Genomic DNA, 17,374 nt, shown 5'->3' on the forward strand with positions numbered 1-17,374 from the left:
TTAATGGGGGATTAGAACATGATAGAAAGCGAAAAAACTTTAAAGAAATTATCATTGCCGTTATTTTTAATATCTTTGCCATTAACCGTAATGAGTATTTTATTACCTATGTATACAACTGCTTTGGGGTTAACTCCACTGCAGGTAACGGGACTTTTTTCTGTGTTTTCACTTGGGCTTGTCGTTATGCGTCTTTTTATAGGCTACGTATCAGATAAAGTAGGGAGAAAACCCGTATTTATTTTGGGATTAATCATTTATACCTTGTCATATTTTATATATTCCAATGCTAAAATTATATCTTTGATTTACATTGGAAGAGGATTGCAGGCTATTGCTGCTGCCTTTATTAGTATTTCCTCATATAGTATGATTGCAGATTTGAATATGAAGAAAAATGCACATAATTTCGGCAAGGTAGACAGTTATTCCGAAAAGGGAGGCTTGTTAGGAGTATTACTATGCTTTTATGTTTTAAATACTCCCGAGTTGATTGATGGCTGGTCAAAATTATTTTTAATATGTGCTGTTGCTTCAATCATTGCAGTTGTTTATTCAATATTTTTTTTAAATGAGACTAAATCAATAGGCAATAATGATTTTTCTAACATTTCTTTACCATCCTCAAAAAATAATATTATATTATTCAATTTAATCATTAGAATTTTTACAAGCAGTATTTTTTCAATCTTTGTTTTATATTTACAGAAAAGGTTTAATTCAAATTTATTGGAAATTGGAGTTGCATTTTTACTTCCTACAGTGATGATTGCGTTTGCATATCCAATGATAGGTAAAATCAGCGATAGTATTGGTAGCAGAAAGACCTTGGTTTGTTCCTTAAGTGTGTTGGTAATTATTTTATTAATATTGCCGTATATGAATAATATATATTTATATGGAATAGCTTGGACGGTTTATTATATTACCGTATCCTTGTTTGATGTAACAATAAACAGTTTATTTGTAGAAAACATAACCGGAGAAATCAGGGGAAGCGCTGTAGGTAAATTTACAATGGGGTCTAATATTGGATCTTTTATCGGACCATTAATTGGTGGTTTTGCTTTTCAGGAAATCGGTATTCAAGTTCCGTTTTTTATCAGTTCTATCGGATTTGCCATATTGTTAATGCTTTATATTAAAAGGGTCAGTGTTAACTGACCCACAGGCTGCTATTGTATTAAGACTACTCCATGGTTCCCAAGTAACACTACTTTTAGTTGACAGAGAACCTTTAATCTTACTAACATCAAGTTCATTGTTGATAATAGGATTCACATCAGCAATTACTCCTTCATCTAAAAAAGGTTGTCCGTTATATTCCATAGCAGGGTGAATAACTTTTCCATCGAGTGATTTTACATGCGCAACAATTCTGTCTAATACTAAGCCTAGTTCTTCAGAAACATAAGTTTCTGAAACTAGTTTTTCACTAGCAAATGCATTAAATGGAATAAAACTCAATACTAAGCTTACAACCAACAAATACGTAATTAGTTTTCTCTTTGTTTTTTTCATAATTCAATCCCTTTTTTTTGTTATAATTAAGATAAAAATATTAAGAAAAGAGGTTTATGTATGTATTACAAATTTCAGAAAGAACTTAAGCTTTTAACTATACTTTTAGTAATTACTATAATATTTATTGTTATTGGATTTGGAGTTGAATTTTCTATTCTATTCTTTATATACAGTGCGACTTTACTTGTGCTTCCAGTATGTTTTAAAGATAACAACATATCTTTAAAAATAAAGGTAGGTGCCTCTTTTAGTGTTGTATTAGTTAGTGTCTTAGCTTTTATATATTTTTCTGTGAGGCAGAGAGTTATATATTTATATATATTCTGTTTTTTTATATCTATACTATTTAGTGTAATATCTAATTTTAGAAACAAACGTAATCAAATTAAGAAATACTAAGCCTAAATTAAGGTCAGCGTACGCTGACCTTAATTAACTATATTAACATAAACAGCTTCTCCCTGCATAGGGTAGGATTCAGCTAATACTCCAGTATGCCAAACCTCGACCTTTTGTCCTTTTTTTAATGAAGAGAAATCCGTTACGGTCCCGTTATCATTAATTGTAGTATCCTTTGTAACTTTGAAAAAAGCAGCATACTTTCCTGCTTCAAACCATTCGTCGTATGAAATATCTACATTTTCTATATCTGAAACTACTAAAATTCTTTGACTTTCAGCATCCACCTCATAAATTAAGCCGATAGCATCAGGATCTCTGTCAGGTAATTTATCTGAAGCAGCTGTACAACCTGCTAAAATAAAGATTGTAATTAAGCATAACACTAATATTTTTTTCATAATCATCTTCTCCTTTTTAGGATTAGACGATATTTACTAAATTTTGTTCCAAGAAATGAAAATAGAATTATTTACTCTATTTCATATTGCACTTACAGTATAAGCGACTGACACCAAATCAGAAGATTTGTGTCGTCTGCTTATCTTTAAAATTATTTTCCCTATCGTATTCATTAGTGATGTCTTTTTTCATGCTTTTTAATGATTGTTCTCTTTTCATGTTTTTAATTTGAAGGTCTGTTTTTATGACATCATCGTAGATTTGATCCATTAATTTTTCTGTTTCTCTGTAATTTTCCTCTGTATTTTTAATATCATTTTTCATTTTATTGATTGTATCTCTTATGTCTTCTGAATTATGTTTGCTCATAATATGCTCCTTTTTTAAAGTATATAAAATATTATGTGCTATTTTTAAGATAACATTCATATCATTAGTGCGGGTCGATGACTTTGTAATAAATCTCTGACATCCATTTTTATCAGTATAAATTTTATTGCATTTATGTTTATATTAAAATATATTTTTGAATATTATGGAATAAAGAAAGTGAACAAGGCATATAAATTAATTGTATACGATATTGCATATTTCGCAGGAGGAGGGATTATTATTACTAATTTAGATATATATGAGGATATAGCAAAAAGAACGAAGGGCGAAATATATTTAGGCGTAGTGGGACCTGTAAGGACAGGAAAATCGACCTTTATCAGAAAATTTTCTGAAAATGTAATGCTGCCAAATATAGAGGATGACTACATAAGGGAAAGAGCTAAGGATGAAATGCCGCAAAGCGGTACAGGCAAGACTGTCACAACAACAGAACCGAAATTTGTACCCGGCAATGCGGTAAATGTAACATTCAAAGAAAACATAAATGCAAAACTAAGGTTAATTGACTGCGTAGGTTATATGATTCCCGGCGCAATCGGCAACATGGAAGGTGAAATACCAAGGTTGGTAAGCACACCGTGGAATGAGGATCCTATTCCTTTTGCCGAAGCAGCAGAAATAGGAACAAGAAAGGTAATTAAAGATCATTCAACTATAGGAATTTTAATTACGACTGACGGAAGTATAACGGATATTAACAGAGACAATTATATTATGGCAGAAGAAAGAGTAGTAAAAGAATTGAAAGAAATTGACAAACCATTCGTAATTATATTAAATACTACTCATCCGCAAGATGAAAATACTCAAGCATTGTCGGTGCAGTTAAAAGAAAAGTATGATGCACCTGTACAGGTATTAGATTTGATGAACTTAAAGACAGAAGACATAGATAAGGTTTTGGAAGAAGTGTTATATGAATTCCCGATTAAGGAAATTAATGTTGAATTGCCAAAATGGTTTGACGGACTTACGTATGACTATTCATTGAAAAAAGATTTAATAGATACACTAAGGAACGATTTTGAAGACTATTATAAATTAAGTGATTTTAGTGCTGATGATATATTCTCTTCAGAAAATGACTTCATCGAAGATTTTTATGTAAAAGATATTGAGCTCGGATCAGGCTGCATAAATATGAGAATTGATTTGGATAATTCATATTATTACAAGGTTATCAGTGAATTATCCGGAGAAGAAATTACCGGTGAGCACCAAATACTTAAGCTTATCGGGGATTTATCAAAAGCTAAGGACAGCTACAGACGCGTTGAAGCAGCGATAAATGATGCAAAATCAAATGGATACGGCTACGTATCACCGGGCATATCAGATATGGTTATTGACAAACCTGAAGTATTTAAGGAAGGCAGCAGATACGGTATTAAAATTAAAGCTCAGGCGCCGTCTCTTCATATTTTCAATGCCGGAATTAATACAGAAGTAGCACCTATAATAGGTACCAAAGCTCAAAGTGAAGATTTAATAAATCATTTATCAGAGCAGATGAAGGATAATCCCGAGTGTATTTGGGATGCTGAAATATTCGGAAAGACTATGTACAGTTTAGTTGATGAGCAATTGGAATCAAAGCTTACAGCAATGCCTGAAAATGCAAGAAAGAAGCTTAAAAGGACAATTGAAAAGATTGTTAATGACGGCTCGGGAAGCATCATATTCCTAATAATTTAACAATTTAATAATATAGAGATTCTTCTTAGGTTGGATGGATATGTCATTTCAAAACCTGAATTTGAAGAATCTCATTTTTTTATGGTGCTATCACCATTTTTTAGAGCGTTAGCGAAAAAAAATGGATGGTAGACCTAATGCAGCGCAATCCAAACTTGTGCGACCAAAGGTAGCGGGCAAATTTGTGATGAAGCCTGCGATACCACTTAGACTAACCCCAATATAGTATATATTTGTAACAAAACATATATTATTGTCATAATTATAAAAATTTTTTCATATAAAGTTGTAATAAATTTGGAATTTCAGCATATAAAGCTTGCAAATTAAAAGAAAATTGTGGTATAATACATTATCTTCTAATCAATTTAGGTTTGTATATAAATTAAAGGTAGTGTTTAAATGGCAAAAAGAAAAAACTTCGGTATTAAAAATTTTTTCTTTTCTTTAATAGCTGTATGTATAGTTATTTATATATTTCAAAGCTTACACGGTTCTGTTGAAACAATAGTTGCTGAAAAGGGAGATTTGGAGAACATAATTCAAGCTGAAGGAATAATTGTCAAGGATGAAAAAATTTATAATGCAACTCTTGACGGAAGTGTTACATATTATTACGAAGAAGGTACAAAAGTAAAACAAGGTCAGCTCATTGCAAATTTAAATACTGATTCTAATTCGGTACAAATAAATAAACAAATAGCCGAAATTGAAGCTGCAATAAACTCAAAGAAGAAAAATTCAGAAAGTGTGGCAGCAACAGAATCATTAGCCTTATATGAGGATAACATACAGGCAAGTATTTTAAAGAGCGAATTGGACAATATGTACAATATAGTCGGACAAGTTGATAATAATGGTGCTTTAATTGTTAATCAGGGTATATATGATTCATATGATATTAATCAGCTTGAAAATATGAAAAAAGACCTCGAAAAAAGCATTTCAACAAATAAAGTTTCGTATTATTCAGCTAAGTCCGGAATTATAACATATAAAATAGACGGCTTAGAGGAAGCATATAATATAGAGGATGTATATAATTTAACTGCAAGCAGCACGTTAAAGAAAGAATATACTACATCCGATAAATTTAATAAGGAAACTGTTTCAGCAAACGAAGGCATCTTAAAAATTATCAGAAATTTTGATTATTATATTGCAGCCACAGTTGACAATGAAAAGGCTAAATTATTTACTGAAAATAAATACATAAAAACAAGAATTCATTCAGACGGACAGTACCATGAGGTTTGGGGCTTCATTAAAAAAATAAATTATGGCAGTGAACAATCAGTACTAATATTATATTTTGATGATTATTTTTACAAAATTTATGATAAACGCTATGTAGATTTGGAATTAATAACCGATATATATGAAGGAATAAAAATAAATACGAAATCATTAACCGAAAAAGATGGTATGACGGGTGTTTATGTGCAGGATGCAAGCAACATAATAAAATTTTTTCCTGTTGAAATTATAGGAATGGATGAAAATTTCACCATAGTTGCATTGGGAGAATACGTCGAAAAAGATGAAAGAAGAATAATTAAGATAGACGAGAAAAACTATTTTACGGTTAAAATATTTGACAAGGTCATATTAGAGCCGGAAATGGTATACGAAGGACAAATAGCAGATTAGGAGATTATTGTGAGTATTAAGGAAAATATTGATGGAATTTTAGAAAGAATTGCTGACGTCTGTGAGCGTTCAGGCAGAAATCCTGATGATATTACTCTGATAGCTGTTTCTAAAACTGTAAATGCCGATAGAGCAAGAGAAGCAGTTGAAGCCGGCATCGTGAATCTTGGAGAAAACAGAGTACAGGAATTAACAGATAAATACGAAAAGCTCTCAGATACAGAAGTTAAATGGCATATGATTGGTCATTTGCAAAAAAACAAGGTAAAGTACATAATCGATAAAGTTGAGCTGATTCATTCTGTAGAAAGTATAGAATTAGCCAATGAAATAAATAAAAGAGCAGAAAAAAACAACCTGAAAGTAAATATCTTAGTAGAATTGAATATAGGTGAAGAGGAAAGCAAATTCGGCATAAGTGAAGAAAGTGTTTATGATTTTGTTAAATCCTTAGAACAGTTTGAAAACATTAATGTTTTAGGAATTATGACAGTTGCGCCCTTTGCCGAAGACCCTGAAGAAATCAGATGGGTATTAAAAAAAATGAAAGTAATATTTGATAAACTATCAAGTATGAATATAAAAAATTCCAACATGAAGTTTTTATCCATGGGAATGACTAATGACTTTGAAATTGCTATTGAAGAAGGCGCCAATATTATCAGAATAGGGACCGCAGTATTTGGCGAAAGAACATATAAGGAGGAAGAGTAAATGGGAGTAATGGAAAAGGTAAAGGATTTTATCGGCATCACGGATTTAGATGAAGATTATGAAGAGGAGGATGTTGTTGAGGATAATGGCAGCAGCATAGGAAGAATGGAAACCTTCAGTAGAAAAAGCAATGTAATTAAGGTTCATTCTAATACCGATATGAAAGTCTTTATTTGTGAGCCCAATAAGTATGAGGATTGCACAAAGGCAGTTGATGAAATCAAAAACAGAAAAGTTGTAGTTCTTAATATCGAAGGTATGGAATTAGAGGACCAAAAACAAATTTTTGAATTTATCAAGGGTGCTGTATATGCACTTGAAGCAAGCATCCAAAAAATATCAAATGGAATATTTGTATTAGCTCCTTGCAATGTACAAATTGACGGCAGATTAAGCGACAGATATGAAAGGAATTTTTATTTTAAATAAGGAGCATATATGTTTTATACAATTAGAATCGCTCTTGTATCACTATTAAGGATCGTTGATTATTTAATACTGATAAGAGTATTGTTATCATTTTTCCCAACCCTACGATCATCAAAAATATCCTACTTTATCTATCAAATGACAGAGCCTATTCTGGCTCCATGCAGAGCAATTTTAGATAGACTGGGATTAGGCATGGGAATGTTTGATTTCTCACCGATATTGGCATTTTTATTATTGAATGTAATTCGTAATATAATAATATAAATGCAGGTAATTAGTAATTATGAAAAATTTCAATAAATATTATGATTTTATAAAAGACGAAGAAACAAAAAATTCAGTCAGAAAAATTGCTGATAAGGCAATGTTCGTAAGCAAAAATTATATTGCGGCAGTGACTGAATTTATGAATCCATACGTTGCAGATTTATGTGTGCCTATAATTAAAAATTATAATATAAAATATGAACCTTTCCCCTCATTTATACACGGTGAGAGGAAAGTTTTCATTTTATACCCTGAATACCTTGAAGACATAGATAAAGATGAATTCATAACTGCATTAAGAATACATAATAAATCTAAATTCAAGAAATTAAATCATAAGGATTATCTGGGAGCTTTAATGTCTTTGGGTATAGACAGAAATAAAACAGGAGATATATATGTGTATGATGATTATGCAGATATAGTATTACACAATGATATATCTGATTATATTATATACAATTTGGATAAAATAGGACATAATAAAATAGAAGTAGAAAAAATAAAGACAGATGATGTAAATTTTAAAGAACAGGAACATGTATTGTTAAATATAACAAGTTCATCAATGAGGCTGGACAATATTGTTAAGAATGTTACCAATACATCAAGAGAGACAGCTTCAAACATGGTGAAGTCGGGAAATGTAAAGGTTAATTGGCAGGTTGAAGAAAGAATAGCGCGGGAATTACTTGAAAATGACATGATTTCAATCAGCAGATACGGACGGTTTAAAGTTTACAGGCACAACGGATTAACAAAGAGCGGAAAAAATAAAATTGAAATCAAGCACTATGTTTAATGAGGAGAATTTATGAATTTTTTAATAGGCTTAATATTTGTATCCTCAATCTTGGCAGATCAGGTTACAAAAGCATTGGCTGTCAATATACTTAAGGATGGCAGTTCAATAAAAATAATCGGAAATTTTTTGCGCTTTACTTATGCAGAAAACAGGGGAGCGGCATTTAGCATACTACAAAATCAAAGATGGTTTTTTATAACCGTAACAATTGTTATGCTGATTGTTTTAGCATATATATTCTTTAAAACAAAGAACATTAATAAGCTATCAAGATTGGCAATAGCAATGATTGCGGGAGGAGCCATAGGTAATTTTATAGACAGGCTGATGCTTGGTTACGTTATAGATTTTATAGACGTTAGATTTGGCAGCTTTTACAACTTTCCGATATTCAATATTGCTGACAGCTTTGTTGTATGCGGAACGATACTTATGATATTTTTAATTCTTTTTAATAAATTTGAAAAGAGTGAAGATAATGGATGATTTAAAAACCAAAGAATATAATGAAATTGATATAGATGATGATGGTAACTATGACGAAGACGAAATAAGCATTGTTTCGGATGTGGAAAATGAAAGAATAGACGTATACATAGCAGGAAAATTTACGGAGATGTCAAGAAGTTCAGTCCAGAAGCTTATAGTGGAGGGAATGGTTACCGTAAACAATAAGAGTATAAAAGCAAATTATAAACTTAAGAAAAATGATGAAATTAATATAACGATTCCTGAACCGGAGCCATTAGATATTATTGCTGAAAATATACCGATTGACATTGTTTATGAGGATGATGATTTGGCTGTGATAAATAAGCCTCAGGGCATGGTTGTTCATCCTGCTCCGGGACATTATACGAAAACGTTGGTAAACGGTTTAATGTATCATCTTAAAAACCTATCATCAATAAACGGAGTTATGCGCCCCGGAATAGTGCATCGTCTTGACAAGAATACTTCAGGTATGATGCTGGTTGCTAAAAACGACAAATCGCATAATTTTTTAGCAAAATGTCTGAAGGATCATTCAATAAACAGAATTTACTACGCATTGGTTGAGGGTAACATAAGGGATGATAACGGAGTTATTGATGCGCCGCTTGGCAGAAGTGAAAAAGACAGAAAAAAACGCACCGTAACAACCAAAAATAGTAAAAATGCAATAACTAATTACTGGGTCATCCAAAGATACGGAAAATATACCCTTCTGAAATTAAAGCTTCAGACAGGCAGAACTCATCAGATAAGGGTTCATATGAGATATATCGGTCATCCCGTTGTGGGAGATGATATCTATGGCAGTAAAACAAATAAATTTGGGTTGAACGGACAGCTTTTGCATTCGAAGTCGGTAGGATTTATACATCCTTCTACGGGAGAATACATGGAATTTGACAGTGAATTACCTGAATACTTTTCAGAGGTGTTAAGAAAAATAAGAGGATAACAGGAGGGCAAATTATGAAAATAAAGGCTGTAATAATGGATGAAAAAGCAATTGAAAGAGCATCGTTCAGAATTTCTCATGAAATTATAGAAAAAAATAAAGGCGTTGAGAATGTCGTGCTTATAGGCATTAAAACAAGAGGATGGCCATTGTCTCTCAGATTATCAAATAAAATAGAAGAAATAGAGGGGTCAAAGGTTCCCGTTTTTCCTTTGGATATAACGTATTACAGAGATGACTACGAAAAGGATGACAGAGCGCCTCTTTACGTCCAGAATTTTGACTATGACATTAAAGATAAAACAGTTGTTTTGGTGGATGATGTTCTGTATACAGGCAGGACGGTGAGAGCTGCTTTAGATGCCGTTGTTGATCAGGGAAGACCTAAGAATGTTGAGTTGGCAGTATTGATAGACAGGGGACACAGGGAGCTTCCGATTCGGGCTGATTTCATCGGCAAAAATGTACCTACTTCGAGGACTGAAAGAATAAGCGTCCAGCTTGAAGAGACGGACGGGACAAATCAGGTGGTAATCAAAGAATAATCATGACAGATTTAACAGAAGGAAATATTTCCAGGCAGATAATCCGATTAGCATTTCCTTTGCTGATAGGAAATATTATTCAGCAGTTTTATAATACCATCAATATGATGATAGTTGGCCGCTATGTTGGCGAGAATGCTTTTGCCGCCGTTGGTGTAAGCGGCAGCGTAATGAATTTTTTTATTGCCGTAATTATAGGCTTATGCGTGGGATTTTCTATCCTTTTTGCAAGCTCTTACGGTGCGAAGGATTATGACAAGCTTAGAAAGACAATTTTTATGACTGCCGTCATAGGGCTTGGAATGGCAGTGATTTTGTCTTTAACGGGATTTATATTTGTTAAAGAAATTTTACATGCTATAAAGACTCCCGAGCCGTTATTCAATGAAGGTGTAATATATTTAAGAATAATATTTACAGGTATGGTATTTTGTGTTTTCTATAATTTGAATGCAAGCATATTGCAGGCAATAGGAAAGACGAATATCATGCTTTTTGTTTTGCTGATTTCCATGATATGCAATCTGCTTCTAAATTACACATTCGTAGCAATTCTTCGGTTGGAAGTTAAAGGAGCTGCTCTTGCAACTATATCATCACAAGCCATATCTGCAGCAATGTGTATATTTTATATCAGAAGATTTATACCTAAGCTTAAAATATCTAAAGCCGATATGGTTTGGGATAAAAAAATATTCGCCATTTCATTTAAATTCGGATTCACATCATCTCTGCAGCAATCGAGCTTATATTTCGGTAAGCTGTTGGTGCAAAGTGCTATTAATGCTTTAGGAACAGCAGCCGTTATGGCTTATACCGCAGACATACTCATAGAACAATTATTACTTGCATTCGGAGACAGCGGTGCGGCGGCTATAGCAGTCTTTGTGGCTCAAAATTACGGACATAACGAAATTGAAAGGGTAAAAAGCGGATTGATAAAGGGCTTGAAGCTAATGGTAACTACCGGTGTTATATTGAGCGGATTACTGTTTATATTAAAGCCCGTGGTACTGTCCTTGCTTATAAGCAGGACAAATATAGAGGTAACAAATTTAGCATTGGGATATCTCGGTATTATGTGTATTTTTTATCCGTTATCCTTTGTTGCAAACTCATACCAGGGATATTTCCGTGGTATAGGAATGATTCATTTTGCATTTATAGCCACATTTTCTCAGATAGTCATCAGAGTAATTTTAATCCACAATCTGACTGCGCTTATGCATCTGAATGCTGTAGCTTTATCAACAGGCATCGGATGGATTGCAATGATATCAATTCAATCGGCATCATTTTATAAAATAAAAAGATCTGAATTTAAGAATACCTTAAATTCATAGTATAATGGACGTTTGTAAATATATGGCACATAAACTAAAGTGTATTATCGGTTAATATGTAAACAATAAATATATCCTTTAAACAATGATAAGCAAAGAAAGGAGTATATTTATGGGAAAGAAACAAAGGAAAGTTTCACCGGAAGCAAAAAAAGCATTCGATATTTTCAAAATGGAAGTAGCAAATGATTTAGGTATTCACAATTTTAACAATATGTCTCGCTCCGAATACCCTGTATACACAAAACCAGAAAATGAAAACAACAAATACTATAATCATGACCTATTGTATTAAGAACGAAGCTGTTACGTAAAACATGTAACAGCTATTTATTTTTCAAATTAATATATAGATTATCATATATGCTGATAATAAAAATTTTCTTCTGATAGTACAAGATGTTCGAATATATGTGATATTTACAAATTAAAACAATTACATTAAAATGTTAATATACGACATGTAATAATAATATATAGCTGAATTATAAAATATAATGTATAATATCATTAGGGGGTGGGTTTATGATAAATATAGTATTGTGTGACGATAGCACTGAATTTTGCAATAGAATTACTAAGCTGTTGAAAGAAAGAATTGAATTTGATAAAAAAATTTATTTATTTAACAAATATGATGATAGGTTTAAAGATTATATAGAAAACAATGCTAAACAAACTATTTTTATTCTGGATATTGATTTGAAAAATAAAGATACGGACGGATATGGCATTGCGAAAAAAATACGAAAGCTGCGAAATTATGATGATGAAATAATATTTCTTACAAATTATACTAATATGTCACCATCAATCATAAAGCACAAAATACAACCTATCGACTTTATAATAAAATCGGATTATTGCATAAATGATTTGTTAACAGCCATAAAAAAAGGTAAAGAAGAGATTGAGCTAAGAGAAGAAGAAACTGATACGGGTGTTTTGATTGTTTATGAAAATAAGGCACTTTACAAATTGAGATATAAGCATATTATATATATCAACCTTCTTGAGAATTCAAGGAGCGTTTTAATAAAAATGCATCCTACTCACATAAAAAATGAATTATATATTGTTTCTTCCATAAATTCCATTATGAAAAAGCTGGACAAGCGGTTTTTCCAAATTTCAAGGACTTCCATAATAAATAAGGATTATTTAGATTTTGCTGACCCATATGAGAAAAGAGTGGGTTTAAAGTATAATCATATATTGGAAGGAAGCGAAGAAAGAATAAGGGAGCTGTTAAAATGGATAAAATAATAGCCGGAGCTGTGGGGAGCTTTATTTCATGCTATGTTTGTACTATGTTAATTACCGGAAGGCTATTATACAGACAAGAGCATTTAAAAATTGTAAATTATATTATTATACTTGCTGCAGTTCCACTTCTTAGAATTGGAGGCAGCTTCAATATAATATATAAAATTATATATGTGATAAGCATATATACTATAATCATAAATTTAATTTATAAAAAAGGTTTTATATTTTCCTCAATTATTTGTGTTTTGGCGTACTCCATCGGATTGTTGTGTGATGTAATAAATTCATTTATATATTTGACAATTTTTAACATAGACATTGTCTATATAAAGCAACATCCTTATCTGACTTACAGTATGTACTTTACATTTTTTTTAATAGTATTGATAATATCAAGATTTATTAGATATGGAAATCTTTTCGATGAAATTGAAGACTTTATTTTTAAGAAAAATTTATTTTCGGCAATTCAGTACATTTCATTTTTTGTTTTATTTACAGTCATACTTGCTTACATAATATCTGTACAGCCTTATCTCAGCAAACAGCATTTACTGTCGACGGCTTTATTGGTACTGTTTATAATAATGAATATAACATATTTCATTCAAATTAAAATATCGACAAAATCAAAATATGACTATGATAACATATATAATTATACCAATGAGGTGGAGAAATTAGCAAAACAGCTATCTGCACAGGAACATGAATATAAAAATCGTTTGATAGGAATAGAGGCTCTTGTTGAAAACAAACAATATGATGATTCATTGGAATTTATTAACGACATATTGTCAGTTCAAAATAAGAAAGTCAATTTGAATTTAACCAATTATGACAATATATATGATGTCATATTAAAAAAGTTGTTGATTGAAAAGACAGCCAGAGCATTAGGAGAAGGAATAAAAATTAATACAGATATCAGAACACAAATAAAGGATATTAATGTTCCAAACATTGTATTAAATGATATTGTAAGTATAATTTTTGATAATGCAATAGATGCTTCCTCTAAATCTAAAGAAAGAATTATTGATATAATGATAGATGAGGATGAGGATGAAATTAATATAATTATTGCCAATACGTATTCAAAGATTATAGAAGAAGTGGTAATATATCATGATTGGTATTTCTCTAAAGGTATATTCAAAGGAAATGGTCTTTCTATATTGAAACAGATCGAAAAAGATAATCTCAATATTATAATTGATACATCAATCACCGAAGATTTATTTATTCAGGAAATAAATATATTTAATGCGAAAGAAACCATATAATACGGTCTCTTTCGCATTAGACTATTTTTGAGTTTTAATATCTTGGATTTCTTTTTCTAAAAGACATTTTGGTACTTTTGTTTGTTCCCATATAAAGTCGGGACATTTGGATGAAGAATTAATGGCGGTGTTAGTAAATAAAGAAAATATTTTTTTTGAAATTTTATTGTTGTTAAATAAATTTTTCATAGTTTTTATACTCCTTTTTAAATAATATGTATAATACAGGGCTGGTATTAAACCCTATAAATATCAGCGATAAAATAAGCATATTAGATAATTGCTCATCTGTAAAAAATGATAAAACAAAATATAAAACGGATGTGAAGATTGATTGTACTTTTAGTTTTAATCGTTTTTTTTTATTTACCAATGGTCTTTCCTCTGTATCAGCAGGAGCATATAGAGTAAATAAAATTATTGAAATAATTGCAATAATAGTTTTCGACAAAGGATTAAGTGAAAACTTTGATAGATATACTATACCGAAGATATTTATAAAGGTAATTAAAATACAAGAGAAAAATGTATCTGCATGGAAGCCGTATGAGAATCTTTTTAAGACTGCTATTAGCAAGAAAACTATACTTGTTTCTGCAAAAATATCAAGAATAATAGAAACCGCAAGTAATATTAAAAGCTTAGAAATATTAAAGTAATATATTTGAATACCATATCTCAACACTTCTTCATCATATGTATTCATATCTTTATTTTTTTTTATATAATCAACAATTTTGTTTTCAAAATATGATTCCATAAGCCATCCTGTTTGTTGTTAAATTTAATATGATTAAATATTAACATATTTTGAGATAATGATAATAAATTCTGCACGAAATCCCTTGTTTTTTTGCACGAAAGGATTTTATGCAGAAATTTAAGGATTTCATGTAGAAAATAAGACATAATATTATTTATTTTGTATAATTAATTTGGAAATACAGAAGCAAAAGTATTTATTTAATAAGAATTATATGGGGGAGGAGATTCCGATGGGAGTTCTATTTGGTTTTAGATAAGCTAATAATAAAACAGATTAATAAAAAAAGAGTAAATAAAATGAGAAAATTTAATATCATATAGAAAACTAATTGCGTTAACTGCGATTTTTGCTCTATGTATATTGTATTATATACGATGATTGCACATTAATAAAGGGATGATGAAGAAATGAAAAAAGTTCAACTTATAATTTGTATTTTGTTGATATTTAGCACAATCTCTGCAATCGTTATCTCGGACTGCTATTCATATAATAAATCGAATCCACTTTTGAATAAGCAATGGTACTTGCAAAATAATGGTAATAAGGATGCGATAACTGAAAGTGCAGATTATCGCGATTATTTAGAAATGAAATGTGGAGCAGATATCTCTGCTACTGAAATGTGGAAAATTCTACTGTCCCATGAATACAATCAGAACGTAATAGTTGCAGTAATAGATACGGGTGTTGACTATTTACATGAAGATCTACAAGATTCAATATGGATAAATACTGATGAAATTCCTGGTGATGGTAAGGATAATGATAATAATGGTTATATTGATGATATTCATGGCTATAACTTTTGTAACGATAATGCGAATGTTCTGGAAGTGCAACAGAATGCAGGTGAAAATGGTCATGGTACTATGTGTGCAGGTATTATATCTGCATCTGACAATAATGTTGGAATATTAGGAATTGCAGGATATACAAATATAAGCATAATGTCTCTTAAGGTTCTTGATAGTGAAGAAGAAATAAACTCTGGAAATGTAAGCAGTATTATTAAAGCTGTTAAATATGCCGAAGCAAATGGTGCACAAATTTGCAATCTAAGCTTATGTATAGCAGAGTATGATGATGAATTAAAGGAGACAATGGAAGAATCCGACATGTTGTTTGTTGTCCCTGCGGGAAATGGGTCAGGTCGTGGTATTGATATTAGTAAAAAACACGTCTTTCCAGCTTCATACAAATTGGACAATATGATTGTTGTCGCAAATATGAATTATAATGGTAGATTAAACAAAAGCTCCAATTATGGACTTGATTATGTAGATGTTGCTGCTCCGGGTACTTGCATAATAAGTACATATCCTCAAAATTCATATAAATATGCCAGTGGCACATCGATGTCTACCGCTGTTGTTACGGGTATCGCAGCAGTATTATATGGAACAACTAATGATATGACAGCAGGAAAAGCAAAAGATTTGATATGTTTATCTGTTGATATAAATGAAGATTTAATTATGCGAATTACATCTGGTGGCTCAGTGAATGGTGAAAATGCACTAAAAATGGTATTGGGTTTTAAACAATGAAAGGGGTACTTATGAAAAAAATAATATCTATAGTTCTCTCTATTTGCATGATTTTATGCGCATTGCCTATTCAGGCATTTGCTAAGAATTTAAGTATTGAAGAATCATTAGCAAATATTGTGGGAAAAGATTTGGTTACACCTAGACTAATTGAAAAAGCAAAAAATGATATTGACAATCTTGAAAGTGTTGGTTTTGAATCGAACAGATTAAATATCGAGAAGGTTAGTAAGTCTGGAGAAATCACATATAAATTTAGGCTTACAGACGAAATTGAAAGCAGGATAACAGCAATAGAAGATAGTCAGGGTTCTTTGGTTCTTAATATTTATGAGGGGACGAAGCATAATGAGCTTGTTTACTTGAGTGATGGCGGATTGCTTGTTGATGGAAATAGGGTAGAAATTTCATTTGAAGTTATTAATGAAAAAAAAGAAGTAGCACAAAATACTGAATGCATTGCATTTGCAAATGCTAGATATTCTCAGTATTCCACCTCGCCTTTTGTTTCATCATCAACGTATACTGATTTTATAAAAAGTTATAAAGCAAACAAAAATGCATGGGGAGTTGAAACTATTGTAAATTTGACAGCCACAGTAGTTGCAGCAATTTTGTCCGCAAGCATAAGTGGAATAAGCGTAGGTGGAAGCATAGCGATTTCAATTTTTGCTTATACAGCTTCGGCTATGATAAACTACGTGTACATATATGGAATGGAAGATGCATATTGGTCATATGAATTTGACAAATATGAAAGTACAGAGTCTTGGAGTCTTGAACGCCACTATAAGTATACTGGAGCATGTTATTCTCGAAGGAATCAAGATCCAAATGGTGCTAAATTTCCTCATACGTTCTATGAGTTCAATTTTTTTAGTTAA

20 protein-coding genes are annotated in these 17,374 nt (G+C 31.2%); 16 read left to right on the top strand and 4 right to left on the bottom strand.

Features of this window, described 5'->3' with window-relative positions; genetic code table 11:
* Nucleotides 1-18 precede the first annotated feature (18 nt).
* Complete coding sequence (locus HZF24_RS08140; protein WP_179237804.1) at nucleotides 19-1,164, top strand: MFS transporter; 1,146 nt, start codon at nucleotides 19-21, stop codon at nucleotides 1,162-1,164.
* Here HZF24_RS08140 and HZF24_RS08145 read toward each other — a convergent pair.
* From HZF24_RS08145 to HZF24_RS08155, 3 genes are all read right to left on the bottom strand, one after another.
* Complete coding sequence (locus tag HZF24_RS08145) at nucleotides 1,129-1,521, bottom strand: hypothetical protein (RefSeq protein ID WP_179237805.1); 393 nt, start codon at nucleotides 1,519-1,521, stop codon at nucleotides 1,129-1,131. The two genes, HZF24_RS08140 and HZF24_RS08145, sit on opposite strands and share 36 nt — an antisense overlap.
* A gap of 431 nt (nucleotides 1,522-1,952) precedes the next feature.
* Complete coding sequence (locus HZF24_RS08150) at nucleotides 1,953-2,324, bottom strand: DUF3221 domain-containing protein (protein ID WP_179237806.1); 372 nt, start codon at nucleotides 2,322-2,324, stop codon at nucleotides 1,953-1,955.
* Between the two features lie 118 nt (nucleotides 2,325-2,442).
* A complete protein-coding gene (locus HZF24_RS08155; RefSeq protein WP_179237807.1) occupies nucleotides 2,443-2,694 on the bottom strand; it encodes a hypothetical protein in 252 nt (83 codons plus the stop codon).
* A gap of 135 nt (nucleotides 2,695-2,829) precedes the next feature.
* Here HZF24_RS08155 and spoIVA point away from each other — a divergent pair, with 135 nt between their 5' ends.
* The 13 genes from spoIVA to HZF24_RS08220 all read left to right on the top strand — a co-directional run bounded on the left by spoIVA (nucleotide 2,830) and on the right by HZF24_RS08220 (nucleotide 14,174).
* A complete protein-coding gene (gene spoIVA, locus HZF24_RS08160; protein WP_218835277.1) occupies nucleotides 2,830-4,416 on the top strand; it encodes a stage IV sporulation protein A in 1,587 nt (528 codons plus the stop codon).
* Between the two features lie 402 nt (nucleotides 4,417-4,818).
* Nucleotides 4,819-6,066: an HlyD family efflux transporter periplasmic adaptor subunit gene (locus HZF24_RS08165; RefSeq protein WP_179237808.1), complete on the top strand. Its 1,248-nt coding sequence runs from the start codon at nucleotides 4,819-4,821 to the stop codon at nucleotides 6,064-6,066.
* 9 nt (nucleotides 6,067-6,075) lie between these two features.
* Nucleotides 6,076-6,780 (top strand): YggS family pyridoxal phosphate-dependent enzyme, encoded by a 705-nt coding sequence (locus HZF24_RS08170; protein ID WP_179237809.1) that lies wholly within the window; start codon nucleotides 6,076-6,078, stop codon nucleotides 6,778-6,780.
* Nucleotides 6,781-7,209, top strand: a complete 429-nt coding sequence (locus HZF24_RS08175; protein WP_179237810.1) for a cell division protein SepF — start codon at nucleotides 6,781-6,783, stop codon at nucleotides 7,207-7,209.
* Between the two features lie 9 nt (nucleotides 7,210-7,218).
* A complete protein-coding gene (locus HZF24_RS08180; protein WP_179237811.1) occupies nucleotides 7,219-7,476 on the top strand; it encodes a YggT family protein in 258 nt (85 codons plus the stop codon).
* 19 nt (nucleotides 7,477-7,495) lie between these two features.
* Nucleotides 7,496-8,281, top strand: a complete 786-nt coding sequence (locus HZF24_RS08185) for a YlmH family RNA-binding protein (RefSeq protein ID WP_179237812.1) — start codon at nucleotides 7,496-7,498, stop codon at nucleotides 8,279-8,281.
* A 12-nt stretch (nucleotides 8,282-8,293) separates the two neighbouring features.
* A complete protein-coding gene (gene lspA / locus HZF24_RS08190) occupies nucleotides 8,294-8,770 on the top strand; it encodes a signal peptidase II (protein WP_179237813.1) in 477 nt (158 codons plus the stop codon).
* Nucleotides 8,763-9,731: an RluA family pseudouridine synthase gene (locus HZF24_RS08195; protein ID WP_179237814.1), complete on the top strand. Its 969-nt coding sequence runs from the start codon at nucleotides 8,763-8,765 to the stop codon at nucleotides 9,729-9,731. Before lspA ends, HZF24_RS08195 begins: the two co-directional genes overlap by 8 nt.
* Nucleotides 9,732-9,745: 14 nt before the next feature.
* A complete protein-coding gene (pyrR, locus tag HZF24_RS08200) occupies nucleotides 9,746-10,276 on the top strand; it encodes a bifunctional pyr operon transcriptional regulator/uracil phosphoribosyltransferase PyrR (RefSeq protein ID WP_179237815.1) in 531 nt (176 codons plus the stop codon).
* A 2-nt stretch (nucleotides 10,277-10,278) separates the two neighbouring features.
* Nucleotides 10,279-11,619 (top strand): MATE family efflux transporter, encoded by a 1,341-nt coding sequence (locus HZF24_RS08205; RefSeq protein ID WP_179237816.1) that lies wholly within the window; start codon nucleotides 10,279-10,281, stop codon nucleotides 11,617-11,619.
* Nucleotides 11,620-11,731: 112 nt separating this feature from the next.
* The gene (locus HZF24_RS08210) at nucleotides 11,732-11,914 is read left to right on the top strand and encodes a small, acid-soluble spore protein, alpha/beta type (protein ID WP_179237817.1); all 183 of its coding nucleotides are present in this window, start codon (nucleotides 11,732-11,734) and stop codon (nucleotides 11,912-11,914) included.
* A gap of 230 nt (nucleotides 11,915-12,144) precedes the next feature.
* Complete coding sequence (locus HZF24_RS08215) at nucleotides 12,145-12,885, top strand: LytTR family transcriptional regulator DNA-binding domain-containing protein (protein ID WP_179237818.1); 741 nt, start codon at nucleotides 12,145-12,147, stop codon at nucleotides 12,883-12,885.
* Complete coding sequence (locus HZF24_RS08220; RefSeq protein ID WP_179237819.1) at nucleotides 12,873-14,174, top strand: sensor histidine kinase; 1,302 nt, start codon at nucleotides 12,873-12,875, stop codon at nucleotides 14,172-14,174. The genes HZF24_RS08215 and HZF24_RS08220 overlap by 13 nt, the downstream gene beginning before the upstream one ends.
* 172 nt (nucleotides 14,175-14,346) lie before the next feature.
* Here the strand turns inward: HZF24_RS08220 and HZF24_RS08225 are convergent, their stop codons facing one another.
* Nucleotides 14,347-14,934, bottom strand: a complete 588-nt coding sequence (locus HZF24_RS08225) for an accessory gene regulator ArgB-like protein (protein WP_179237820.1) — start codon at nucleotides 14,932-14,934, stop codon at nucleotides 14,347-14,349.
* Between the two features lie 413 nt (nucleotides 14,935-15,347).
* On the opposite strand from HZF24_RS08225, the gene HZF24_RS08230 reads away from it, so the two are divergent.
* A complete protein-coding gene (locus HZF24_RS08230; RefSeq protein ID WP_179237821.1) occupies nucleotides 15,348-16,490 on the top strand; it encodes a S8 family peptidase in 1,143 nt (380 codons plus the stop codon).
* Between the two features lie 11 nt (nucleotides 16,491-16,501).
* A complete protein-coding gene (locus HZF24_RS08235; protein ID WP_179237822.1) occupies nucleotides 16,502-17,374 on the top strand; it encodes a hypothetical protein in 873 nt (290 codons plus the stop codon).

It is taken from the genome of Sedimentibacter hydroxybenzoicus DSM 7310 (assembly GCF_013403245.1).
Taxonomy (GTDB): Bacteria; Bacillota; Clostridia; order Tissierellales; family Sedimentibacteraceae; genus Sedimentibacter; species Sedimentibacter hydroxybenzoicus.

Coding starts and splice junctions, on each gene's coding strand:
- HZF24_RS08140 (WP_179237804.1), top strand. CDS start 19: ATGATAGAAAGCGAAAAAACTTTAAAGAAATTATCATTGCCGTTATTT.
- HZF24_RS08145 (WP_179237805.1), bottom strand. CDS start 1,521: ATGAAAAAAACAAAGAGAAAACTAATTACGTATTTGTTGGTTGTAAGC.
- HZF24_RS08150 (WP_179237806.1), bottom strand. CDS start 2,324: ATGAAAAAAATATTAGTGTTATGCTTAATTACAATCTTTATTTTAGCA.
- HZF24_RS08155 (WP_179237807.1), bottom strand. CDS start 2,694: ATGAGCAAACATAATTCAGAAGACATAAGAGATACAATCAATAAAATG.
- spoIVA (WP_218835277.1), top strand. CDS start 2,830: ATGTTTATATTAAAATATATTTTTGAATATTATGGAATAAAGAAAGTG.
- HZF24_RS08165 (WP_179237808.1), top strand. CDS start 4,819: ATGGCAAAAAGAAAAAACTTCGGTATTAAAAATTTTTTCTTTTCTTTA.
- HZF24_RS08175 (WP_179237810.1), top strand. CDS start 6,781: ATGGGAGTAATGGAAAAGGTAAAGGATTTTATCGGCATCACGGATTTA.
- HZF24_RS08180 (WP_179237811.1), top strand. CDS start 7,219: ATGTTTTATACAATTAGAATCGCTCTTGTATCACTATTAAGGATCGTT.
- HZF24_RS08185 (WP_179237812.1), top strand. CDS start 7,496: ATGAAAAATTTCAATAAATATTATGATTTTATAAAAGACGAAGAAACA.
- lspA (WP_179237813.1), top strand. CDS start 8,294: ATGAATTTTTTAATAGGCTTAATATTTGTATCCTCAATCTTGGCAGAT.
- HZF24_RS08195 (WP_179237814.1), top strand. CDS start 8,763: ATGGATGATTTAAAAACCAAAGAATATAATGAAATTGATATAGATGAT.
- pyrR (WP_179237815.1), top strand. CDS start 9,746: ATGAAAATAAAGGCTGTAATAATGGATGAAAAAGCAATTGAAAGAGCA.
- HZF24_RS08205 (WP_179237816.1), top strand. CDS start 10,279: ATGACAGATTTAACAGAAGGAAATATTTCCAGGCAGATAATCCGATTA.
- HZF24_RS08210 (WP_179237817.1), top strand. CDS start 11,732: ATGGGAAAGAAACAAAGGAAAGTTTCACCGGAAGCAAAAAAAGCATTC.
- HZF24_RS08215 (WP_179237818.1), top strand. CDS start 12,145: ATGATAAATATAGTATTGTGTGACGATAGCACTGAATTTTGCAATAGA.
- HZF24_RS08220 (WP_179237819.1), top strand. CDS start 12,873: ATGGATAAAATAATAGCCGGAGCTGTGGGGAGCTTTATTTCATGCTAT.
- HZF24_RS08225 (WP_179237820.1), bottom strand. CDS start 14,934: ATGGAATCATATTTTGAAAACAAAATTGTTGATTATATAAAAAAAAAT.
- HZF24_RS08230 (WP_179237821.1), top strand. CDS start 15,348: ATGAAAAAAGTTCAACTTATAATTTGTATTTTGTTGATATTTAGCACA.
- HZF24_RS08235 (WP_179237822.1), top strand. CDS start 16,502: ATGAAAAAAATAATATCTATAGTTCTCTCTATTTGCATGATTTTATGC.